This window comes from Lysobacter antibioticus, assembly GCF_000731095.1.
In the GTDB taxonomy this organism is placed as follows: Bacteria; Pseudomonadota; Gammaproteobacteria; order Xanthomonadales; family Xanthomonadaceae; genus Lysobacter; species Lysobacter antibioticus_B.
The window spans coordinates 1-19,279 of the sequence record NZ_JMTZ01000082.1 but is presented as its reverse complement, the minus strand read 5'-3'; the positions used below and the strand labels follow the sequence as shown (position 1 = coordinate 19,279).

The window sequence follows — 19,279 nt, the reverse complement described above, 5'->3', positions numbered from 1 at the left end:
GCCAACGACCGCATGAGCCAGGTCAAGCAGGCCGGCGTGGTCAAGGCCAGCTACCGCTACAACGCCAAAGGCGAGCGGGTCTCGCGGGCCGACAACGCCACCGGCGCGATCACCGGCTACACGCTGTACGACGAAGCCGGCCACTGGCTGGGCGACTACGACGCCAACGGCGCGACCAAGCAGCAGGCGATCTGGCTGGGCGACGCACCGGTCGGCCTGGTCGTCGGCGCAGGCGTGGCGCAGACCCTGCGTTATGTACAACCCGACCACCTGGGCACCCCGCGTGCGGTAATCGACCCGAGCCGCAACCTCGCGGTCTGGACCTGGGACGCGAAGGGCGAAGCCTTCGGCAACAACCCGCCGAACCAGGACCCCGATCAGGACGGCACCGCGTTCGTGTTCGATATGCGGTTTCCGGGGCAGCGGTTCGATGCGGCAAGCGGATTGATCTACAATTACTTCCGCGACTATGATCCGACCATAGGCCGCTATATACAAAGTGACCCGATTGGCTTGAGTGGTGGATTAAGTACCTTTGGATATGCAGGAGGCAGTCCGCTGACCGCCGCAGACCCGTTTGGACTAGAGTGCCCACCACAACTAAAGCAAGAGCGAAAATGCTTCAATGCAAGCAATTACGACGCCACAAGGCATGGCAGCAGAACAGTTATCGGTAGCGCAGCCACCGATCAAATATTTCTCGCAAATGGCCGACGATTAGATCGCTCGGAGACAGATGAACACTTCGCGTCTATCGGGAAGGATGGAAGCTTCACGATTATTCCGGCACCTACGCAGGAAACCGCCAAGGGAGTCAAAGGCGATTTTTCGATAACCAGAGAGGAAACCGCTGCCATTTGCCATTCCCATCCGAAGGATAAACAATTTGAATCGATCCCAGGATATGGCGAACATGAAGCTGTTTTGCTTGGATATCCGAGCTACATAGTTAGAAACTCGGTTTATGGCGTACTTGAAATCGACAAAGGCCAGTTCCAATACAGGATACTAAGAGGCACACTGCCCCTTAATGATCTTCGGAACATCCAGAGCCGTCTCAATCAATTTCAGAACCGACTAAGTCCGTAGAAGAGCCCGGAAACAAGCTAACGGAGGTCACATGAAAGCCGCTTTTATCATACTACTAGGCTTGTCCCTCTCCGGCGTAAACATAGCGAGCGCCGTCGCCGAAACCAATGAAGAAAGATTATCCACACAGATCCTTAGGGATCCCTCTCCAGCCATTGCGAGACGGGTATCGATTAGCGGACGCCTGCAATGGAGCAACGAAGACAGGAATCTCTATCCGACTTGGGCGGGCACCCCGGCGCCTCGCGATTACTGCCTCCCAGTACTCATAAACCAGAAAGATGACTTGACGAGCGAGGCAGCCGAAAAACTTAGCGGGAAGAACGTTAAAATCTACGGAATAATTTCTTTCGTTTCTTCGGACGCAGATTCAATCTCGGTAAATTCCTGTAAGCAGTTGGGCATACATGTAATACACATGGAAGCTGTCAGCGATAAATAGAGCGGTAGCCGCAGAGCCTCAAAGGCGCCGGCAACGGGGTCTGAATCGCTCAGGAATCCATAGACATTTCGCAGCCATCTTTAAGGCCCCGGCAACGGGGCTTTTTTCTTGTAGGGCATCCCGGCAACAAAGCCAATATCGCGCCAACATTCGTTGCTGCCAGCAAGCATGTTGACCGGGAACACCTTGTCACCAGGGCAGTGCGATATAAAAACCGGGTCAGAGCACCTTTCCGTCTAGCCACTGTCGGAAGTCACTCTGACCCGGTTCGCAGGGCTCGACGTGCTGAGGGAGATCACATCGCGGATTACAACAACTGGGCTGCCGGACGCGGGCAACGGACAGCACAGGCCGTAGAGAACACACTAAAAACACTAACGAAAAACCGGGTCAGAGCACCTTTCCGTCTAGCCCTGCCGGAAGCCACTCTGACCCGGTTCGCAGCGGCCAAATTCCGATTCAATAAGGATTGAAGCTTATGACCTCTCAATCAATCCCGAAAGGCCCGGCCGCTGACCAATTAAGAAATGCCATAAATTGGCAAGCTTCACTTCCTGGCTATGTATTTGGCGAACGTAGGCTTCAAGGTTTTTTTATTGTTGGCTCTGGAATATTTGACACCCGCAACTTCTTGGAATTCATGCTCGGCGAAAATTTAAAGGCAAACGGAGCGCCGATATCTGTTCTTGTCCGACTGCAAGAGCAGCCTGAGCGAGATCTGCTTTTTTCAGTATCGAACGCCGATGAAATAAAAGATTTGCGACTTCATGTAACGCAAGGGCCCTTCGAGATTTTCGGTTCCATTATTGTTGTTAGCGGTGAGTCATCGAAATGGGTGGCTTACGAGGACGTTGATGAGCACTTCGCTATACTGGCAGTCTTCGATGCTAGTATCTTTGAGCGCTGGTCAGCGAAGGAAAGTGGTGTTTTCGATTATGTCATTTCCGAAGATCAAGTTTCCGAAAAAATGCAAGCTGACGAATGGGTCGGATGGGAGCCAGATTTTTTGAAGAAAATTATTGGATCCTATGGCGGGCGGCAAAGGTAGCAGTCACTCATACAAAACCGGGTCAGAGCACCTTTTGGGGTGACCTATCGGAAAGGTGTGATGACCCGGCCTCCTTCGGAATAACTAATGAAGCAGAGCCCTCGACAACTGGCGGGGCGCAGTAGTTGATCATCGAAAAGCGAACGGGCTTACCCTCAGGAACTGAGGCCTATCGTTGGCTACAGAATTGCCAAATTTCGGTTTGGCAGGAGTAAATTCCATGGCCTCACTTTCACAACTGCTTGGTGGTTCCGCGTTGGTTCTTATTTTGAGCGCTTCGAGCGGTGCGGCGATGGCCGATAAGGTGGTTGCATCAAGACCAATGGCTGAGCGTTTAGCGAAGGCATCAGCCTATGGCGTAGGCGTAATAAGGTGGGGGGCAATGCCAGAGGTCGTGTCTGTGCCACGTATTTTTAAGTATCAAGTCGACTTCACGAAAGGGAAGAAGTCCAAGAAAATACTTGTGTGCACGGACCAGCCGTACTCGATCGGTCAGAAGGTCCTGTTTGCCTATGGCGATTCGCGTGATGCTCGGTGCGGGAATGACTACGCCTACATACCCGCAACCAGCTACAACGAGTTTGTTTATCCTGTCTATGATGACACGATGAACGACAAGTCTTGGGTCCTGCTTAGGCCCGCGCATGCAGAGGACCTTGGGTGTGAGAACATTGCTTACATCAATCTTTCACTCAAAGAATCGAAGCAGAAGAACGGCCCCGATATTGAGTTCTCTGGGATCCCTGGCGACAGGAAGTACTTTGACCTCAAAGGGCTCTCAACCTGCCTCGCCAAAGCCGGAATTACTTTGCTTTAGCCTCTCTACGTTCTAGCAAAGCTTGTCGATCTCGGAAAATTGCAGATGCGATAGTCCGGGTCAGAGCCCCATCCCGTCTTCAACCCCGCAACTCCGCATCGAGTTCGTTCAACAGCTCGCTGAAGCGTCCGCGACCTTGAGCCGGAGACGGCAGGCGTCGCAGGACGCTGCGTACCGCGGGCGATGCGAGGTTCGCGGCCCAGTGCAGTTGTTCTCTACCGACGGTGCTGTCGTTCCCAGCTTCGAGTTCGAGGGCGAGTGCTTGATGCGCCGCCGCGCCGAGTACGTGTTTGACCTGGTGCGGGGTGGCGAGAGGGTGCAGATAAGCGGCCGCCGCCGCGTGGCTGGCGGCATGCGCGGCGTTGGCTGCAGCGGCCTGCTTGGCTTCGCGAGCGGCCGCATAGGCGGCCCAGGCGCAGGCGCGCAGCGTTGCAGCGCGCTTGTTGCCGGCGGCAAAAGCTTCCGCCTCGGCGATGGCTTCGCGCGGGCGATGGTCGTTCGGGCAGGCGGCCTCGAAGATCGGCAGCACTCGCCGGGCGCAGGTCGCTGCGAACAGCGCGATCTCTCTGAGCTCGTCTTCGCCGAGTTGGATTTCGATTTTGCTTTTGCTTTTGCTTTTGTCCTTCACCTAGGAATCCCTCTCCCGTGTGCCTGCATGGGCGAGGTCCGGTCTTGGCTGTCCGAGTCTGGAGCCGGTCGATCAAGCATCTTGATGCATCGAGGCGGATGGAGCGGCAGGGTTCTTTTCATGGCATGGATCCCTCGACGGCGGCCTTGATGCCGCCGCGCGTGTTCCCGTATGGGCGCGGAGGCCCACCGAGGTGCCGAGGCCCGGCTTCCCGGCGGCCGGCAACGCGCGTTACCGGCGCCCCAAACGAAACAAGCCCCTGAGGTCGTCAGGGGCTTGTTTCGTAATCTGGCGGAGAGAGGGGGATTCGAACCCCCGAAGCGCGGTTTAGACGCTTACACACTTTCCAGGCGTGCTCCTTCAACCACTCGGACACCTCTCCGGGATCTGTGCGGGCGCTGTCGCGGGCCGTGCAGAGCCGGGAATTCTAGCCGCGGCGGGGCCCGGTAACAAGCCGAGGCTTCGGCCGCCGCCGCACAGGGGCGCCGAGGCTCGGGCGCGGGGGTGGGGCGTGGCACAATGTGGGGGTTCGTTCACGCTTCGCTCCCGGCTTCCGTCGCGAGCGCCCGGACGGCGTCGTGCGCACCGCGTCCGGCCCGTCAGAACGCCTTATCGCAAAGGATCCGATGTCGTATCTCGTCCTCGCCCGCAAGTGGCGCCCGAAGCGTTTCGCCGAGCTGGTCGGGCAGGAACACGTGGTGCGCGCGTTGACCAACGCGCTCGGCACCGGGCGCGTGCATCACGCCTTTCTGTTCACCGGTACCCGCGGCGTCGGCAAGACCACGATCGCGCGCATCTTCGCCAAGTCGCTGAACTGCGAGCGCGGCACCTCGGCCGACCCCTGCGGCGAGTGCAACGCCTGCCTGGACATCGACGCCGGCCGCTACATCGACCTGCTCGAGATCGACGCCGCCAGCAACACCGGCGTCGACGACGTGCGCGAGGTGATCGACAACGCCCAGTACATGCCGAGCCGCGGACGGGTCAAGGTCTACCTGATCGACGAAGTCCACATGCTGTCGAAGTCGGCGTTCAACGCGCTGCTGAAGACGCTTGAGGAGCCGCCGGGGCACGTCAAGTTCCTGCTCGCCACCACCGACCCGCAGAAACTGCCGGTGACGGTGCTGTCGCGCTGCCTGCAGTTCAACCTCAAGCGCCTGGACGAGCAGCAGATTTCCGGGCAGATGACCCGGATCCTCGCCGCCGAGGGCATCCCGGTCGACGAGGCCGCGATCCGCCAGCTCAGCAAGGCCGCCGACGGCAGCCTGCGCGACGGCCTGTCGCTGCTCGATCAGGCCATCGCCTACAGCGGCGCCGGCAGCGATGCGCGCCTGGAAGGGGCGGCGGTCGCGGCGATGCTCGGTACGGTCGACCGGACCCGGGTCGGTGCGGTCCTGGCCGCCCTGGCCGACGGCGACGGTCAGCGCCTGCTCGACGAGGTCGCGACCCTGGCCGAGTTCTCGCCCGACTGGGGCGGGGTGCTGGAAACCCTGGCCGATGCGCTGCACCGGATCCAGGTGCGCCAGCTCGTGCCCGAGGCCGCGGTCGAGGCCGACGGGGTCGATGTCGACACCCTGGCCGAGCAACTGCGGCCCGAAGTCGTGCAGCTGTGGTACCAGATGAGCGTCAACGGCCGCCGCGATCTACCGCTGGCGCCGAGCCCGCGGGCAGGTTTCGAGATGAGCGTGCTGCGGATGCTGGCGTTCCGTCCGGCCGGGGCCGGCGGCGATGCCGGCCCGGCACCTTCGTCGGGTGGCCGCAGCGAGCCGGCGCGTAGCCCTAGTGCCAGCGCAGCGGCCCAGGCCGCGGCGGCGATGCGCGAGATGGGCGGTGGGCGCCAAGCGGCGCCGAACCTCGAAGCGAGCAAGGCGCCGGCCTCGGAAGCGCCGGTGCAGGAGACCAAGGCGCGTCCGCAGCCGGAGCCGGTCGCGGCACCGGCTGCGAAGCCGGAACCCATGCCGGAACCTAAGCCGATCGTGGCCGCGCCGTCCGAACCGGCGCCGCGCGTGCAACCGGTCGTGGCCGCCAAGCCCCAGGCCGATGCCGAGCCGCAGGCCCGCCCTCCGCTGACTTGGCCGGACGAAGAGCTTTCGCCCCAGCCGAACAATCACCGAGTATCGGACCGAACCGAAGCGCCGGCCCGCGCGACGGCGCCCGTCGTCGAACGCGCAGCCGCGTCCGAGCGCGTCGAGCTGCGCCCGGAAGCGCCGGTCGCAGTACCGACCCAGGCCGCGGCCGAGCCGGTGCGCGAAATGCCGCCTACGGCGCCGCTCGATCCGGGCCCGAGCCTGTTCGGCAGCCCCGGCCCCGACAGCGAACCTTCGGTCGTTGCGCCGCGGATAGAGACCGTCTCCGCACCTGTTGCACCGGCGCGTCCGTCCGAGCCGATCACGATGCCGGCCCGCGCCGCCTCGTCCTCTGCCTCGGCCGGGGCGATCGCCGACGACGACGCCTGGCATGCGCTGGTCGATGCCAGCGGCCTGCGCGGCCCGGCCCGCATCCTCGCCGAGCACGCCAGCTTTGTGGCTTACGGCGACGGTGTGCTGACCTTGTCCTTGCCTGCCGACGACGATCATCTGCGCGCACCGGCCTTGATCAAGATGGTCGCCGACGCCTTGGCGAGCCGCCTCGGCACGGCGCCGCAGATCCGCTTCGAGGCGGCCAGCGCGGCCGGCGAATCGCTGCATGCGCGCAATCTGCGCGCGCGCGACGAGCGCCAGGCCTCGGCCGAGGAGCGTTTCATGAACGACCCCGACGTGCGCCGTCTGATCGACGTGCACGGCGCCAAGGTGGTGCCGGATTCGATCCGTCCCTACGACGAGGCCTGACCGCAACCCTTGCGCCGCGCGGTTCGCGGCCCAACTACATCACCGACGACATGAGGCTGCGGCAGACTGCGGCCTCGATCCACCGATTACTTTCACGACCAAGAGGCAGGACCATCATGCGCGGCAACATCGCCCAACTCATGCAACAGGCGCAGAAGATGCAGGAAAACGTGCAGCGCGCCCAGGAAGAATTGGCCAAGATCGAAGTCACCGGCAGCGCCGGCGGCGGCATGGTCAGCGTGACCCTGACCGGCCGCATGGATTGCCGCAAGGTGCGCATCGACCCGAGCGTGCTCGCCGATCAGGAAATGGTCGAGGACTTGATCGCCGCGGCGTTCAACGATGCGGTCAACAAGATCAACAGCGAATCGCAGGCGAAGATGTCGGCCGCGACCGCCGGCATGCCGATGCCCCCGGGCATGAAGCTGCCGTTCTGATCGCCGCCGCGGACGCTCATCGATGAACCTGCATATCGGCATCACCACCGCGTTGGTCGCAGCTGCGCTGCTCGGGCTGGATCTGTATGCGACCTGGACGGTCTGGCGCGAGCCCGACCTGACCGGCCTGCAGAAAGGCCTGCAGTCGGCGCTGGTGTGGATGATCCCGCTGCTCGGCGCGATCCTGTGTTTGAACGTCGTGCGCGCGATGAATCGCGAACCGATGGCGCGCAGCAGTTTCCCGACCTCCGAATAGCCCGGCGAGCCGAAGCGACCGCGATGACGACCGTCCGTTCCGTTCCGATGCCGGTGCAGGCATGAGCAGCCGCCTGCTCGAACAACTGATCGACGCCTTCCGGGTGTTGCCGGGCGTCGGTCAGAAGTCGGCCCAGCGCATGGCCTACCACGTGCTCGAACGCGAGCGCAGCGGCGGCCAGCGTTTGTCGGACGCGCTCGCCGAGGCGATCGAGAAGATCGGCCATTGCGTGCGTTGCCGCGATTTCAGCGAGACCGAAGTCTGCGCGACCTGCGCCAGCGGTTCGCGCGATGCGCATCTGCTGTGTGCGGTCGAATCGCCGGCCGACCGCTTGGCGATCGAACAGGCCACCGGTTATCGCGGCCTGTATTTCATCCTGCAAGGGCGCCTGAGCCCACTCGACGGCATCGGCCCGCGCGAGCTCGGCCTGGACACCTTGGCCACGCGCCTGGCCGAGGGCGAGGTGCAGGAACTCATCATCGCCACCAACCCCACCGTCGAAGGCGAGGCCACCGCGCACTACCTCGCCCAGCTTGCGCGTCAGCACCAGGTGCGGCCGAGCCGGCTCGCCCATGGCGTACCGCTCGGCGGCGAACTCGAATACGTCGACCGCGGCACCCTCTCGCATGCCTTCGGCAGCCGCAGCGAAGTGCCGCAGTAGGGCGGGAATTGGGAGTCGGGAATTGGGAATCGGTTGAAGCGAAGCCTGGCGACTTGGTCGATTCGATGGCCTGCGAAGGTGGACGGCGAGAGGCCGGGAAACACGCGACTGCCCAAGTTTCGTCGTCGGCGGCGCGGTACGATTCCCGACTCCCCAATCTTGAATCCCGGCTCTCATGACCGACACCACCATCTTCGGCAAGATCATCCGTCGCGAGATTCCCGCCGACGTCGTCTACGAGGACGACGACCTGATCGCGTTTCGCGACATCGCGCCGCAGGCGCCGGTGCACGTGCTGTTCGTGCCGAAGACGCCGATCGCCACGCTTAACGATCTGCAGCCCGACCAGGCCGTGATTGTCGGCCGCCTGGCTCATGCCGCCGCGGCGTTCGCCCAGCGCGAAGGTTTCGCCGAGGACGGCTATCGCCTGGTCATGAACTGCAACGGCGACGGCGGCCAGACCGTGTTCCAGCTCCACCTGCACCTGCTCGCAGGCGCCCAGCTCGGCCGCTTCGGCACCCCGCGCTGATTCGACGCGGCAGGTACTGCTGCTCACATTAGTGGGCGCCGAGGTCGTTCACCGAGTCTTGCCGGCAGCACGTCGCCGAGCGCATCGTGTCGCGAACGCCTACGCATTTCCCCCTTTGAAAAAGGGGGGCAGGGGGGATTTGCTTCTGCTCTTGCTTCATCGCGCATGGTGCAGCCATGCCTTCGCGATCCCAAGTCCCCAAAACCAAAACCACGTCCCAAAACCAACGAAGGCGCCCACAGGCGCCTTCGTTCGTTACCGCAATCGCGAAACGATTGCGCGGTGCCTCACCACCAGCCCCACCACGGCCACGGCGCCGGGCGTTCGATTACGTCGACGCGCTCGCGCACCGGCCACAGATAGACCACGTCGGCATCGAGTTTCGGGAACCGGTAGTCGTATTCGCCGATGCGGCGCGACTCGTAACCGGAGATGCGGCCGGTGAAGGTCACTTCGCGGTTGCGCTCGAACAGGGCCGGGTCGTAGAAGCCGGCGCGGCAGGCGAGGAAGCGGCCGCCGGTGTCGTCGGTGGCCCAGTACGGCCGGCCGGAATCGCCCAGGCGGGTCGAGATCATCTCGAAACAGGTGCGGTTGGCCTGCGGTTCGACGTTGACGATGCGGCCGCCCCAGCGCACGACGGCGCCGGTGCTGTCCTGGGCCGCGGCGTCGGACGGGGTCAGGGCGGTGAATGCCCCCTGCAACGGTTTGGGCTGCGAGGCGCAGGCGCTGATCAGCGCGACGCCGGCAGCGAGTAAGGCAAGTCGGAGCTTCATCGACGTTCTCCAGTGGGGCCGGGGCGGTGTGCGCGTAGCGCCCGGACCAGTTCATTGCGCAGTTCTCGGGCCTCGCGCCGCCCGGGTTGGCCACCAGCGTACCGCCAATCGCTGAAATGTTGGCTGAGCCGGAGCAGGCTTTCGCCCAAATCCGGGCGGGCCTTGGTCACACGTTCAGCCCAGGCCAGCGCCGGCTCGTGCGCCTCGCGCTCCAGGCCGAGGCGGCGATAGCGGCGCGACAGCCGGTGCCAGGCGCGCAGGACCGGGTCGCGCTCGCGCTCGCCGCGGCTGCTGAGCCAGACCATCCACAGCAGGGTGAGGCTGGCGAACAGCACGAACAGGGCGATCAGTTTGCCGCTATCGAGGTTGTCGACGCCGAACGGCTGCAGCATGCGCTGCTGGCGGGTGGCATCGAAACCGAGCACGAAATCGTTCCAGCCGCGGCGCAGCCAGTCGCTGAGGTTGAACAACGGCGTCGCCCCGGCGATGCCGCCGAACAGCCCGCCGGCGCCGGGGCGGCGGTCGGCGAGGGTGTCGTAGATGCGTTCCGGCGCAACCGCGGCGGTCGGGTCCACCCGCACCCAGCCGCGCCCCTGCAGCCAGACCTCGGCCCAGGCGTGGGCGTCGGAGCGGCGCACCAGCCAGTAGTTGCCGACCGGGTTGAAATAGCCGCCGGCATAGCCGGTGACCACGCGGGCCGGAATGCCGGCGGCGCGCATCAGGACCACGAACGAAGAACTGAAGTGTTCGCAGAAACCGGCCTTGTGATCGAACAGGAACTCGTCGACCGAGTGCCGGCCGAGCAAGGGCGTGGCCAGGGTGTAGACGAATTCGCGGCGGATCATCGCCAGGGCGCGGTCGACGATGACGGCATCGTTGTTGCCGGCTTCGGCGCGCCAGCGCTGCGCCAGGGCGAGGGTGCGCGGGTTGTAGCCGCTGGGCAGGGACAGGGCGGCGCGGCGCAGGGTTTCGCGCAACTGCGGTTCGTACGACGCCGGCGGCGCCGATTGCAGGCGCCAGCGGCTCAACGAGGTCAGCGCACGGTCGGCGTAGATGCCGTGATCGATCGACAAGCGCGTGCCGGGCGGCGCTTCGCGCGGCAGATCGAGCGAGACGAACTGGCGCGTGTCGGTGGGTTCGACTTCGAGTTCGTAATCCCAACGGGTGCGCCCCGCGCGCATCGGGGCCGCCGGCAGGCCCTGGAACCAGCGCGGCTGGGTCCACTCGCGGCCGTCGAAATTCCACAGCACCGGCCCGCGCCAGTACATCTGCGAGGTCGGCGGCGCCGTGCCGCGAAAGCGTGCGCGCAGCGTCACGGTCTCGTCGTTCATCAGGTCGACCATCTCGCCCGGGCTCATCCGGTCGGACAGGCCGGGGCGGGCGAGGGCGCGCTCGGGCACGCCCCATAAGGGCGAGCTCAGGCGCGGGAACAACCAGAACACCGCCAGCGCCAGCGGCAATCCGATCGCCACCAGGCGGCCGATCGCGAGCAGGCGTTGCCAATGCGTTTGCGCCGGCTCGACCGCGCGCAGCGGGTCCGGGCGCGATTCGATTTCGGCCAGGCGTTGCAGGGTGGACAAGGCGAACATCGCCGCGGCCAGGCCGAGGGTGAGCGACAGCGGCCCCTGGTCGAGCAGGAAGGTCGCGAACGGACCGAACAGGGCGAAGCCGATCAGGCTGCGCGCGTCGCGCAGGGTATGGGTTTCGGACGGTTTCAGCGCGAACATCGCCGCGAGCAGGGCGCAACCGGTGTCGCGGCCGAGGGCGAAGCCGGTCATGATCAGCACGGTGCCGATCAGCGCCAACAACAGCACCAGGCGCAACGCGCTCGGCAAGGGGCGGCGCCACGACAACACGCCGATGCCGACGCCGGCCGCGGCGATCACCGCGGCGATCTGCAGCGGCAATTGCAGCAGTAACGGCAACAGACAACTTGCGCCGGCCAGCAAGGCCCAACGGCGGGTGACTGGCTCCAGCGCCGGAGCGGCGGGCTTAGCCATGAGGCATCAGCGCCAGTGCGCGCAGGCAGGCGTGGCGATGCGCCGGCCCGGTGCCGGGGCCGAGCGAGGGTTGGTTCGGCAGGCTCAGCCGATAACGGCAGCCGTCGCGTTCGGCCTCGTCGACCCAGCGCGCCAGGCGCGAAATCCTTGCTTCTTGGCCGAGACCGGTCAGGCGATGCCATTCCAGTTCGACGTCGGCGCCGAGCGGTTGCTCGTACTCGCGCACCAGCAGGGTGTCGCGCCGCGCCGAGTGCTTCCACGCGATGGCACGCCGGGCATCGCCGAAACGGTAGGCGCGCAAGTGATGGACGTCGTCGCCGCTCGGATGCAATCGCGTCACCGCCTGATCGCCGCCGCCGACCGGCAGCGGCGGGCCATGCGCTTCCGGGGTCGGATAGACCAGCAGCGGCGCTTCCGGCCAGACGTGCGCCCAGGCGCGGGCCAGGCCGAGCGGCCGGGTCGTCGATATGCGCAAGCGCGGCAGGTCGAGCCAACCGCGTCGCTCGGTAGCGATGCGCAGTTCGGCTTCGCCGGCACCCTGCTCGAGATCGAGCACGACCGCGTCGATGCCGAGCGCGCCGTGATCGTCGACGCGCAGGCCGCGGCGCACCCGGTCGGGGGCGGCGCGCGCATGCACACGCACGGCCAGGGGCAGGCCGGCCGGCACCGGTTCGGCGTCGATCGCGACGATGCTCAAACCCGTCAGTTGCAACTGCGCCGCGATCAGGCTGGCGAGCCCGGCGCCGCCGAGCAACAGGGCGAGCAGAAAGGCCGGGTTGTTGTTGTAGTTCAACGCGCCCAGGGTCATGGTCGCGAGCAGGGCGCCGTAGAACAGGCCGAAACCGGTCGGCAGCACGTAGATGCGGCGGCGGTCGAAGCGCGCCGGCAAGGGCTCGGGCCGGCGCGGACGCGTCAGCGACATCATGCGCAGGCGCCATGCGTTCCAGCGCCGTGTCGCGGGCCGGACTGGGCCGTGGTCGAGATCGTCCTGCGCCTGCGTCGCCGCCATCGCTGCGTTCAATCCACCGTCACGGCGTACAGGATGGACTTGGCGATGTCGGGCGCGGCGTCGGCCTCGGCGACCAGGCGGTGCGATGCGACGGGGGCGAACAAGGCCTGCACGTCCTCGGGCACGACGTGGGCGCGGCCCAGCAGCAGGGCGTAGGCGCGCGAGGCGCGCAGCAGGGCCAGTCCGGCGCGCGGCGATAGGCCTACGCGCACGCCGGGGTGCTTGCGGCTGCGTGCGAGCAGGGCCTGCACATAGTTGATCAGGCTGTCGCTGACGTAGACCGCGTCGACTGCGCGCCGGATCGCCAGCACGTCGTCGGTGCTCAACACCGGCTTGGTCTGGGCGATCAGGTTGCGGCGATCGGCGCCGGCGAGCAGGTCGCGTTCGGCGGCCTCGTCGGGATAGCCGAGTTGCAGGCGCAGCAGGAAGCGATCGAGCTGCGAATCCGGCAAGGGATAGGTGCCCGACAGATCGACCGGGTTCTGGGTGGCGATGACGAAGAACGGGTCGGGCAGCGGATGGGTACGGCCGTCGACGGTGACCTGGTGTTCGGCCATCGCTTCGAGCAATGCGCTCTGGGTGCGCGGCGGTGCGCGATTGATTTCGTCGGCGAGCAAGACCTGGGTGAACACCGGGCCGGGATGGAACTGGAACTGGCGCGATTGCGGGTCGAACACCGACACGCCGACCACGTCGGCCGGCAACAGGTCGGAGGTGAACTGCACGCGCTGGAATTCCAGACCAAGGGTCGCGGCCAGCGCATGGGCGAGCGTGGTCTTGCCGAGTCCGGGCAAATCCTCGATCAGCAGATGGCCGTCGGAGAGCAGGGCGACGAAGGCCAGGCGCACCGCTTGCGCCTTGCCGAGCACGAGGGCATTGACCTGGGCCTGTGCCTGTTCGAGGGCCAGGCGCAGGGCATCGGTTAGGATGGTCGCGTTATGGACAGCCGTCGTGCCTGCTGCTGTGATCTTGCCTGCCGTCATCGTGCGTCTGTCCTGTGTCTGTAGCGTCGTGTCCGCCGTCGACCCTTGCGGTCGCAGGCATCGCACGAGCGCGGATCGCGCCGGAGTGCGGGCGCCGAGCGCGGGTTCGCATCATCGCGTGCGAACCCCGTTTTTGCAGCAGCGGTCTCGAAGGCGTTCGGAGTATCTGGGATCGGCGTCAACAAACCGCGGCGAATAGGATCGGTTCGCCCGTTGCGGCCTCCAGCCCCTTGTTGTGCGAGCGTCGCGAATGAACCGGCGACGCCGCAGCGTGTCCAACCCCATCCAGAGTGTAGCGAGGTCGCGTGCCGATGCGGGATAAGGATGAAGCCCAGCCGATACGGCGCCTGTTCTGGGTGTTGTGGGCGGCGGTGCTGTTGCTCAAGTTCGGCGTGGTCGCCCAATTGCCGCTGTTCGTCGACGAAGCGTTCTACTGGCAGGAAGGCCGACATCCGGCCGCCGCTTATTCCGATCTGCCCGGCCTGACCGCCTGGTTGGCGCGACTCGGCGTCGAACTCGGCGGCGAGCATGCCTGGGCGCTGCGCGCACCGTTCCTGGCGATGTCGGCGCTGGTGCCGTGGTTGTTGGCGCGGATCACCGCGCGCGAATTCGGCGAACGCCAAGGCTGGGTGGCCGGTTGTTTCGGCGTCTTGCTGCCGCTGTCGGGCAGCCTGGGCTTGCTGGCGCTGCCCGACGCGATGATGGCCCTGGCGACCTTGCTGTGCCTGGACGCCGGTGCGCGTCTGCTGCGCGAGGTCGATGCGCGGGCCGCGGTCGAGCTGGCCGCCGGCCTCGCCCTCGGCGCCTTGAGTCACTACCGTTTCATCGCCGTGATCGCGGTCGGGGGCGTGGTCCTGCTGTGCCTGCCCGAAGGCCGCCGCGCCCTGCGCGACGTGCGCGTGGTGATCGCCGCGGCGATCGGCGCTTCGGCCTGGGCGCCTTTGGTCGCCTGGAACATGGACAACGCCGATGCCGGCCTGCGCTTCCAGTTGGTCGACCGGCATCCCTGGTCGTTTCATGCCGAAGGCCTGTGGTTCGTCGCGATCCAGGCCTTGTTGGTCACCCCGCCGTTGCTGATCGCCTTGGCCCTCGCCGGCGCCCGGGGCGCGCGCGCGGCGTCGCCGATCACCCGCTACTTCGCCTTGTTCGGCAGCTTGATCGTGCTCGGCTTCTTCGTCCTGGGTTTCTTCGCCGATACCGAGCGAGTCAGTTTCCACTGGCCGTTGCCGGGCTTCATGGCCTTGTTGCCGTTGCTGCCGGGCGTACTGGCGGGATGGCCGCGATGGGCGCGCCGGCTCACTGCGGCGGTCGCCGGCGTGGCGCTGCTGGCGATACTCGCCTACTACCTGGTCGTTTCGGTGCCCGGCCTGCGCGCGCGCAGCGCCGGCGAGAAGTGGTATCCGTCGAATTTCGCCGGTTGGGGCGAACTCGCCGATGCGGTGCGGCAACGCCAGCGCTCGATGCCGCCGGGCACGCGCATCGTCGCCGACAACTTCAAGGTCGGCGCCGAACTCGGTTTCGCGCTCGGCGATCCGCGCATCGCCGTGCTCGACCACCCGATCAACCACAAGCACGGGCGCGCGCCGCAGCTGAGGTTGTGGGGCTTGCAAAGCGCCGGACGCGCCGAGTGGGGCACCGCGCCGGTGCTGCTCGTGGTCGGCGCCACCGAGGTCGAATACAAGAACCTGTTGCGCCGCTATCACCAACTGTGCGCGATGGTCGGCCCCTTGCCGCCGCCGCAGATGCTCAATGTCGATCACGGCCGCCAGCGTTTCGCCCTGTTCGCGCTCGACGGCGCCAAGCGCGAAGGCGATTGCACGACGCCGGCGATGGCGTGGGTCGATGCACCGTTGCCGGGTCGCAAGGTCGGTCGCGAGTTCGACGTCAGCGGTTGGGCGTTCAAGGACGGCGTCGGCCTGGCGCGCGTGGACATCATGCTCGACGGCCGCGTCGTCGCTCAGGCGAGTTACGGCCGCGAATTGCCCGGCGTGCGCAGTTACTGGCAGGTGTCGAACGATCCGCAGCATCCGCGGGTCGGCTTCGATGCCAAGGTGCGCCTCGACGCCGAACCGCCCGGCCGGCATTGGCTGGGCCTGCGCCTGCACGGGCGCGACGGCAGCGTCGAGGATTGGGCCGAGCAGCCGATCGAGGTGCGCCGCTGAGTCGGCGCCGGTCTTTAGCGGATCCGATGCGCTCGCGAGCCGTGGCCGGCGAGCGCAGCGATCTCAGGGCAGCCGATAGCCCGCTTCGCGCAGCAGGCGCGCGGTGGCGATCAGCGGCAGCCCGATCAGCGCGGTCGGGTCCTGCGATTCGATCGCGTCGAACAGGGCGATGCCGAGGCCTTCGGACTTGAAGCTGCCGGCGCAATCGTAGGGTTGCTCGGCGTCGACGTAGCGCGCGATCTCCTCCGCGCTCAGTTCGCGGAAGCGCACCGTAGTCACGTCGAGCGCGGTCTTCGGTGCCTCGCCGTGGCGCAGCAGGCACAGCCCGGTCAGGAAACGCACCTCGCGGCCGGACATCGCGCCGAGCTGGGCGAGGGCGCCGTCGCGGCCGCCGGGCTTGCCGATCGGATGGCCGTCGAACTCGGCGACCTGGTCCGAGCCGATCACCCAGGCCCCGGGCTGCAGCGCGGCGACCGCGGCGGCCTTGGCCACCGCCAGTCGGCCGGCCAGGGCGAGCGGAGCCTCGCCGGGCTGCGGGGTCTCGTCGGTCTCGGGACGGGCGCTGTCGAAAGGCAGGCCGAGCCGGGTCAGCAGTTCGCGGCGATAGACGGAGGTGGAGGCCAGGATCAGTCGCGCGGACATCGGAGACCCGAAAGAAGGAGAGATTAGGCGGCCCGGATCGAGCCGGGCTGGCGGGCCGGGCAGAGGCGACGGCCGGCCGGTTCAGGCCAGCGGCGCGCGCGCCTGTTCGATCTGGTTCAGCTGCTGATCGATCCGGCTGCGGGCCTCGTCGATCGAGGTCCGGACCTCGGCCAACTGGGCGACGCTGGCCTGGCGGCCGTGGTCGCGCAGCCACAGGCGTTGGCGCAGCATCTCGCGCATCGCATCGGCGACCGGGTCGCGACCCTCGTCGCCGGCGACCGCCTCGATTTCGGCCCGGGCCAGGCGCAGCCTGGCTTCCAGGGCGTCGGCGGCGTCCAGCAGTTCGCGCACCGCGCGCTCGCGGCGGCTCGGGAAGTAGCGCAGGCCCAGCGAAACCGCCAAGGCCGCCAGTGCGGCCAGGCTCAGCAGCAGGAGGGTCGTCAAGGTCGGGCTCGGTGCACGGGCGGGGCCGGCAGTCTGCACGCCCGGGCCGGCCGACGGCAAATCCCTGCGCCGGCCTGGGGTTACGGTTTGACAGCGGGGGGCTGCGTCTCTAACATTCCGCGGCTTATGTCAGCCGATGTGCCATCTGGGCGGGTGCCCGAAGTTCTGGATGCCTGGCGCCTGGTGGCGGCACGGCGCGGCGTGGAAGGTCGTTTGCCGTTGTCGGCGCTGACCCGGTTGCAGGGCAGTCTGCTCGATACCGAGGGCGAAGTCCGGTTTTCCCTGGACTTCGACACCGACGAACTGCAGGTGCCCTATGTCGAGTTGAAGATCGACACGCAGTTGCCGCTGTTGTGCCAGCGCACCCTGGAGCGTTTCCTGCTGCCGGTGCAGATGGTCCAACGGCTCGGCCTGATCCGCGAAGAGGCGGACGAAGCCGCGCTGCCGCCGGGCTACGAGCCGCTGCTGATGCCCGAAGACGGCATGTTGCGCGCCTCCGAGCTGGTCGAGGACGAACTGATCCTCGCCGTACCGGTGGTGCCGATCGCGCCCGGCAGCGAGTCGGTCGAGCGCGACTGGCCGGCCCCGCAGGAAGAGCTCGACAGCGCGAACCCGTTTTCCTCGCTGTCGGCGCTGAAGAAGAATTGAGCAAGACCCGGTTTTACCCTCAGCACCACCATTCAGATCCACTCCGACCTGCAGGCGAATCGCAAGCCGCTCCTGCTAATCGGGCTTACGCTATCCACCTCAGGTTTCCACCGCTTTTCCGGAGCAAGACCATGGCTGTTCAGAAGTCCCGCGTTTCCCCGTCCCGCCGCGGCCAGCGCCGCGCCCACGACGCGCTGACCAGCAAGCAGCTGGCCACCGACCCGACCACCGGCGAGACCCACATCCGCCACCACGTCACCGCCGACGGTTACTACCGTGGCAAGAAGGTGATCGAGACCAAGACCCGCATCGCCGACGAAGAATAAGCTTCGTCCGCATGCCGCGCCGCGCGCCTGGATGAAGGCGCGCGCTGCCGTCGGCACGCCGACGGTCATCGCGCTATTGTTCTACCGCCAGCCCGTGCTGGCGGTCCTTGCTTCTGAGAAGCCATGCTTCCAAGAGGCCATGCTTCCAAAAAGCACGTTAGCTTTTATGAAGCACATTCCGGCGGCCTGCGTTCCATAACGCTATCGCGGCGTTCGGAGCGTCATCGGTCCTCCGGTACGTATACGGCAACGCCGCGGAGTGGTGATGACAGATCGGATTTACGCCCGCATCGCGGGTACCGGCAGCTACCTGCCGGAAAAGGTGCTGACCAATCAGGACCTGGCCAAGCTGGTCGATACCAGCGACGAATGGATCGTCAGCCGCACCGGCATCCGCGAGCGCCATATCGCCGCCGAAGGCGAGACGACCTGCGACCTGGCCTATCACGCTTCCGTGCGCGCGCTCGAAGCTGCCGGCGTATCGGCCCAGGAGATCGACCTGATCGTGGTCGGCACGACCACGCCGGACCTCATCTTCCCGTCCACCGCCTGCCTGTTGCAGCACCGTCTCGGCGCCAACGGCTGCGCGGCGTTCGACGTCAATGCCGCCTGCTCGGGCTTCGTCTATGCGCTGACCATCGCCGACAAGTTCGTGCAGTCGGGCGCGGCCAAGACCGTGCTCGTGGTCGGTTCGGAAACCCTGACCCGGATGCTCGACTGGAACGATCGCGGCACCTGCGTGCTGTTCGGCGACGGCGCCGGCGCGGTGGTGCTCAAGGCCGACAGCGAGACCGGCATCCTCAGCACCCACATGCACGCCGACGGCGGCAAGAAGGAACTGCTGTGGAACCCGGTCGGCGTTTCGGTCGGCTTCAAGCCCGAAGAGCACAACGTCGGCGTCAAGGTGCTGATGACCGGCAACGAAGTGTTCAAGTACGCGGTCAAGGCGCTGGACTCGGTGGTCGAGGAGACCCTCGAAGCCAACGGCCTGGATCGCCACGAGATCGACTGGCTGATTCCGCACCAGGCCAACCTGCGCATCATCGAAGCCACGGCCAAGCGCCTGGACATGCCGATGGATCGCGTGATTGTGACCGTCGACCGTCACGGCAACACTTCCTCGGGTTCGGTGCCGTTGGCGCTGGACGAGGCGGTGCGTTCGGGCAAGGTGCAGCGCGGTCAGCTGCTGCTGCTCGAAGCCTTCGGTGGTGGTTTCACCTGGGGTTCGGCGCTGCTGCGCTACTGAGTCATCGGCGGCGCATTCGCGACCACTGGGCCGGCCACGACTTCGTCGTAGGCCGGCCTTCGTGTTTCCGGGGTTCGGTTTTTTCGTGACCGGCCTGTAGGAGCGGCGTGAGCCGCGACCTCTTTCATGTGGCGACGCAGGCTCATCATTGTCGTGGTCGCGGCTTGCGCCGCTCCTACCCCGAAGCAGCCTTGCTATCGCCATCGCCATCGCTGTTGCTGTTGCTGTGCGTCGCTAGGCACTCGCGAAGGCTAAAGAAGACCCGGAGGGCGGCGCGCAGGGATGCGCGCCGTTTTTCATCGGGACATGGA

The 19,279-nt window shown here is 66.0% G+C and carries 19 protein-coding genes and 1 tRNA gene; 12 read left to right on the top strand and 8 right to left on the bottom strand.

What is annotated here, in order from left to right; translation table 11 throughout:
* The 3 genes from EX88_RS24840 to EX88_RS0119760 all read left to right on the top strand — a co-directional run.
* A partial coding sequence (locus EX88_RS24840; protein ID WP_161786152.1) for an RHS repeat-associated core domain-containing protein occupies nt 1-1,089 on the top strand: 1,089 nt, incomplete at its 5' end.
* A 920-nt stretch (nt 1,090-2,009) separates the two neighbouring features.
* Nucleotides 2,010-2,579 carry a hypothetical protein gene (locus EX88_RS26200; RefSeq protein WP_152566380.1) on the top strand — a complete coding sequence of 190 codons (570 nt, stop codon included), beginning with the start codon at nt 2,010-2,012 and terminating at the stop codon, nt 2,577-2,579.
* A 220-nt stretch (nt 2,580-2,799) separates the two neighbouring features.
* Nucleotides 2,800-3,396: a hypothetical protein gene (locus EX88_RS0119760; RefSeq protein ID WP_152566379.1), complete on the top strand. Its 597-nt coding sequence runs from the start codon at nt 2,800-2,802 to the stop codon at nt 3,394-3,396.
* A gap of 79 nt (nt 3,397-3,475) precedes the next feature.
* Here the strand turns inward: EX88_RS0119760 and EX88_RS0119755 are convergent, their stop codons facing one another.
* On the bottom strand, nt 3,476-4,024 hold the full coding sequence (locus EX88_RS0119755) for a putative immunity protein (RefSeq protein WP_200875876.1): 549 nt from the start codon (nt 4,022-4,024) through the stop codon (nt 3,476-3,478).
* Between the two features lie 289 nt (nt 4,025-4,313).
* A tRNA-Ser gene (locus EX88_RS0119750) sits at nt 4,314-4,406 on the bottom strand.
* 244 nt (nt 4,407-4,650) lie between these two features.
* Here EX88_RS0119750 and dnaX point away from each other — a divergent pair.
* From dnaX to EX88_RS0119725, 5 genes are all read left to right on the top strand, one after another.
* The gene (gene dnaX, locus EX88_RS0119745) at nt 4,651-6,852 is read left to right on the top strand and encodes a DNA polymerase III subunit gamma/tau (RefSeq protein WP_031373709.1); all 2,202 of its coding nucleotides are present in this window, start codon (nt 4,651-4,653) and stop codon (nt 6,850-6,852) included.
* A gap of 116 nt (nt 6,853-6,968) precedes the next feature.
* Nucleotides 6,969-7,289, top strand: a complete 321-nt coding sequence (locus EX88_RS0119740) for a YbaB/EbfC family nucleoid-associated protein (protein WP_031373708.1) — start codon at nt 6,969-6,971, stop codon at nt 7,287-7,289.
* A gap of 22 nt (nt 7,290-7,311) precedes the next feature.
* Nucleotides 7,312-7,545, top strand: coding sequence for a hypothetical protein (locus tag EX88_RS0119735; protein WP_031373707.1), 234 nt, complete (start codon nt 7,312-7,314; stop codon nt 7,543-7,545).
* Nucleotides 7,546-7,606: 61 nt separating this feature from the next.
* Entirely contained in the window at nt 7,607-8,206 is a 600-nt protein-coding gene (gene recR / locus EX88_RS0119730; protein WP_031373706.1) for a recombination mediator RecR, read from the top strand.
* A gap of 175 nt (nt 8,207-8,381) precedes the next feature.
* The gene (locus EX88_RS0119725; RefSeq protein ID WP_031373705.1) at nt 8,382-8,735 is read left to right on the top strand and encodes a histidine triad nucleotide-binding protein; all 354 of its coding nucleotides are present in this window, start codon (nt 8,382-8,384) and stop codon (nt 8,733-8,735) included.
* A 287-nt stretch (nt 8,736-9,022) separates the two neighbouring features.
* Here the strand turns inward: EX88_RS0119725 and EX88_RS0119720 are convergent, their stop codons facing one another.
* The 4 genes from EX88_RS0119720 to EX88_RS0119705 all read right to left on the bottom strand — a co-directional run bounded on the left by EX88_RS0119720 (nt 9,023) and on the right by EX88_RS0119705 (nt 13,500).
* A complete protein-coding gene (locus EX88_RS0119720; protein WP_031373704.1) occupies nt 9,023-9,508 on the bottom strand; it encodes a Slp family lipoprotein in 486 nt (161 codons plus the stop codon).
* The gene (locus tag EX88_RS0119715) at nt 9,505-11,508 is read right to left on the bottom strand and encodes a transglutaminase TgpA family protein (protein WP_031373703.1); all 2,004 of its coding nucleotides are present in this window, start codon (nt 11,506-11,508) and stop codon (nt 9,505-9,507) included. The genes EX88_RS0119720 and EX88_RS0119715 overlap by 4 nt, the downstream gene beginning before the upstream one ends.
* The gene (locus tag EX88_RS0119710) at nt 11,501-12,433 is read right to left on the bottom strand and encodes a DUF58 domain-containing protein (RefSeq protein ID WP_031373702.1); all 933 of its coding nucleotides are present in this window, start codon (nt 12,431-12,433) and stop codon (nt 11,501-11,503) included. The genes EX88_RS0119715 and EX88_RS0119710 overlap by 8 nt, the downstream gene beginning before the upstream one ends.
* Before the next feature lie 92 nt (nt 12,434-12,525).
* Nucleotides 12,526-13,500, bottom strand: a complete 975-nt coding sequence (locus EX88_RS0119705) for an AAA family ATPase (protein ID WP_031373701.1) — start codon at nt 13,498-13,500, stop codon at nt 12,526-12,528.
* 311 nt (nt 13,501-13,811) lie between these two features.
* On the opposite strand from EX88_RS0119705, the gene EX88_RS0119700 reads away from it, so the two are divergent.
* Complete coding sequence (locus EX88_RS0119700) at nt 13,812-15,662, top strand: ArnT family glycosyltransferase (RefSeq protein WP_031373700.1); 1,851 nt, start codon at nt 13,812-13,814, stop codon at nt 15,660-15,662.
* Nucleotides 15,663-15,725: 63 nt separating this feature from the next.
* Here EX88_RS0119700 and EX88_RS0119695 read toward each other — a convergent pair whose 3' ends face one another.
* Together EX88_RS0119695 and EX88_RS0119690 are read right to left on the bottom strand one after the other, a co-directional pair.
* Complete coding sequence (locus EX88_RS0119695) at nt 15,726-16,304, bottom strand: Maf family protein (RefSeq protein WP_031373699.1); 579 nt, start codon at nt 16,302-16,304, stop codon at nt 15,726-15,728.
* Nucleotides 16,305-16,385: 81 nt separating this feature from the next.
* A complete protein-coding gene (locus EX88_RS0119690) occupies nt 16,386-16,748 on the bottom strand; it encodes a hypothetical protein (RefSeq protein ID WP_152566378.1) in 363 nt (120 codons plus the stop codon).
* Nucleotides 16,749-16,874: 126 nt separating this feature from the next.
* Here EX88_RS0119690 and EX88_RS0119685 point away from each other — a divergent pair, with 126 nt between their 5' ends.
* The 3 genes from EX88_RS0119685 to EX88_RS0119670 all read left to right on the top strand — a co-directional run bounded on the left by EX88_RS0119685 (nt 16,875) and on the right by EX88_RS0119670 (nt 18,968).
* Nucleotides 16,875-17,396 carry a YceD family protein gene (locus tag EX88_RS0119685; protein ID WP_031373697.1) on the top strand — a complete coding sequence of 174 codons (522 nt, stop codon included), beginning with the start codon at nt 16,875-16,877 and terminating at the stop codon, nt 17,394-17,396.
* Nucleotides 17,397-17,527: 131 nt separating this feature from the next.
* Nucleotides 17,528-17,722: a 50S ribosomal protein L32 gene (rpmF, locus tag EX88_RS0119680; RefSeq protein ID WP_031373696.1), complete on the top strand. Its 195-nt coding sequence runs from the start codon at nt 17,528-17,530 to the stop codon at nt 17,720-17,722.
* A gap of 265 nt (nt 17,723-17,987) precedes the next feature.
* Nucleotides 17,988-18,968 (top strand): beta-ketoacyl-ACP synthase III, encoded by a 981-nt coding sequence (locus tag EX88_RS0119670; protein WP_031373695.1) that lies wholly within the window; start codon nt 17,988-17,990, stop codon nt 18,966-18,968.
* Nucleotides 18,969-19,279 lie beyond the last annotated feature (311 nt).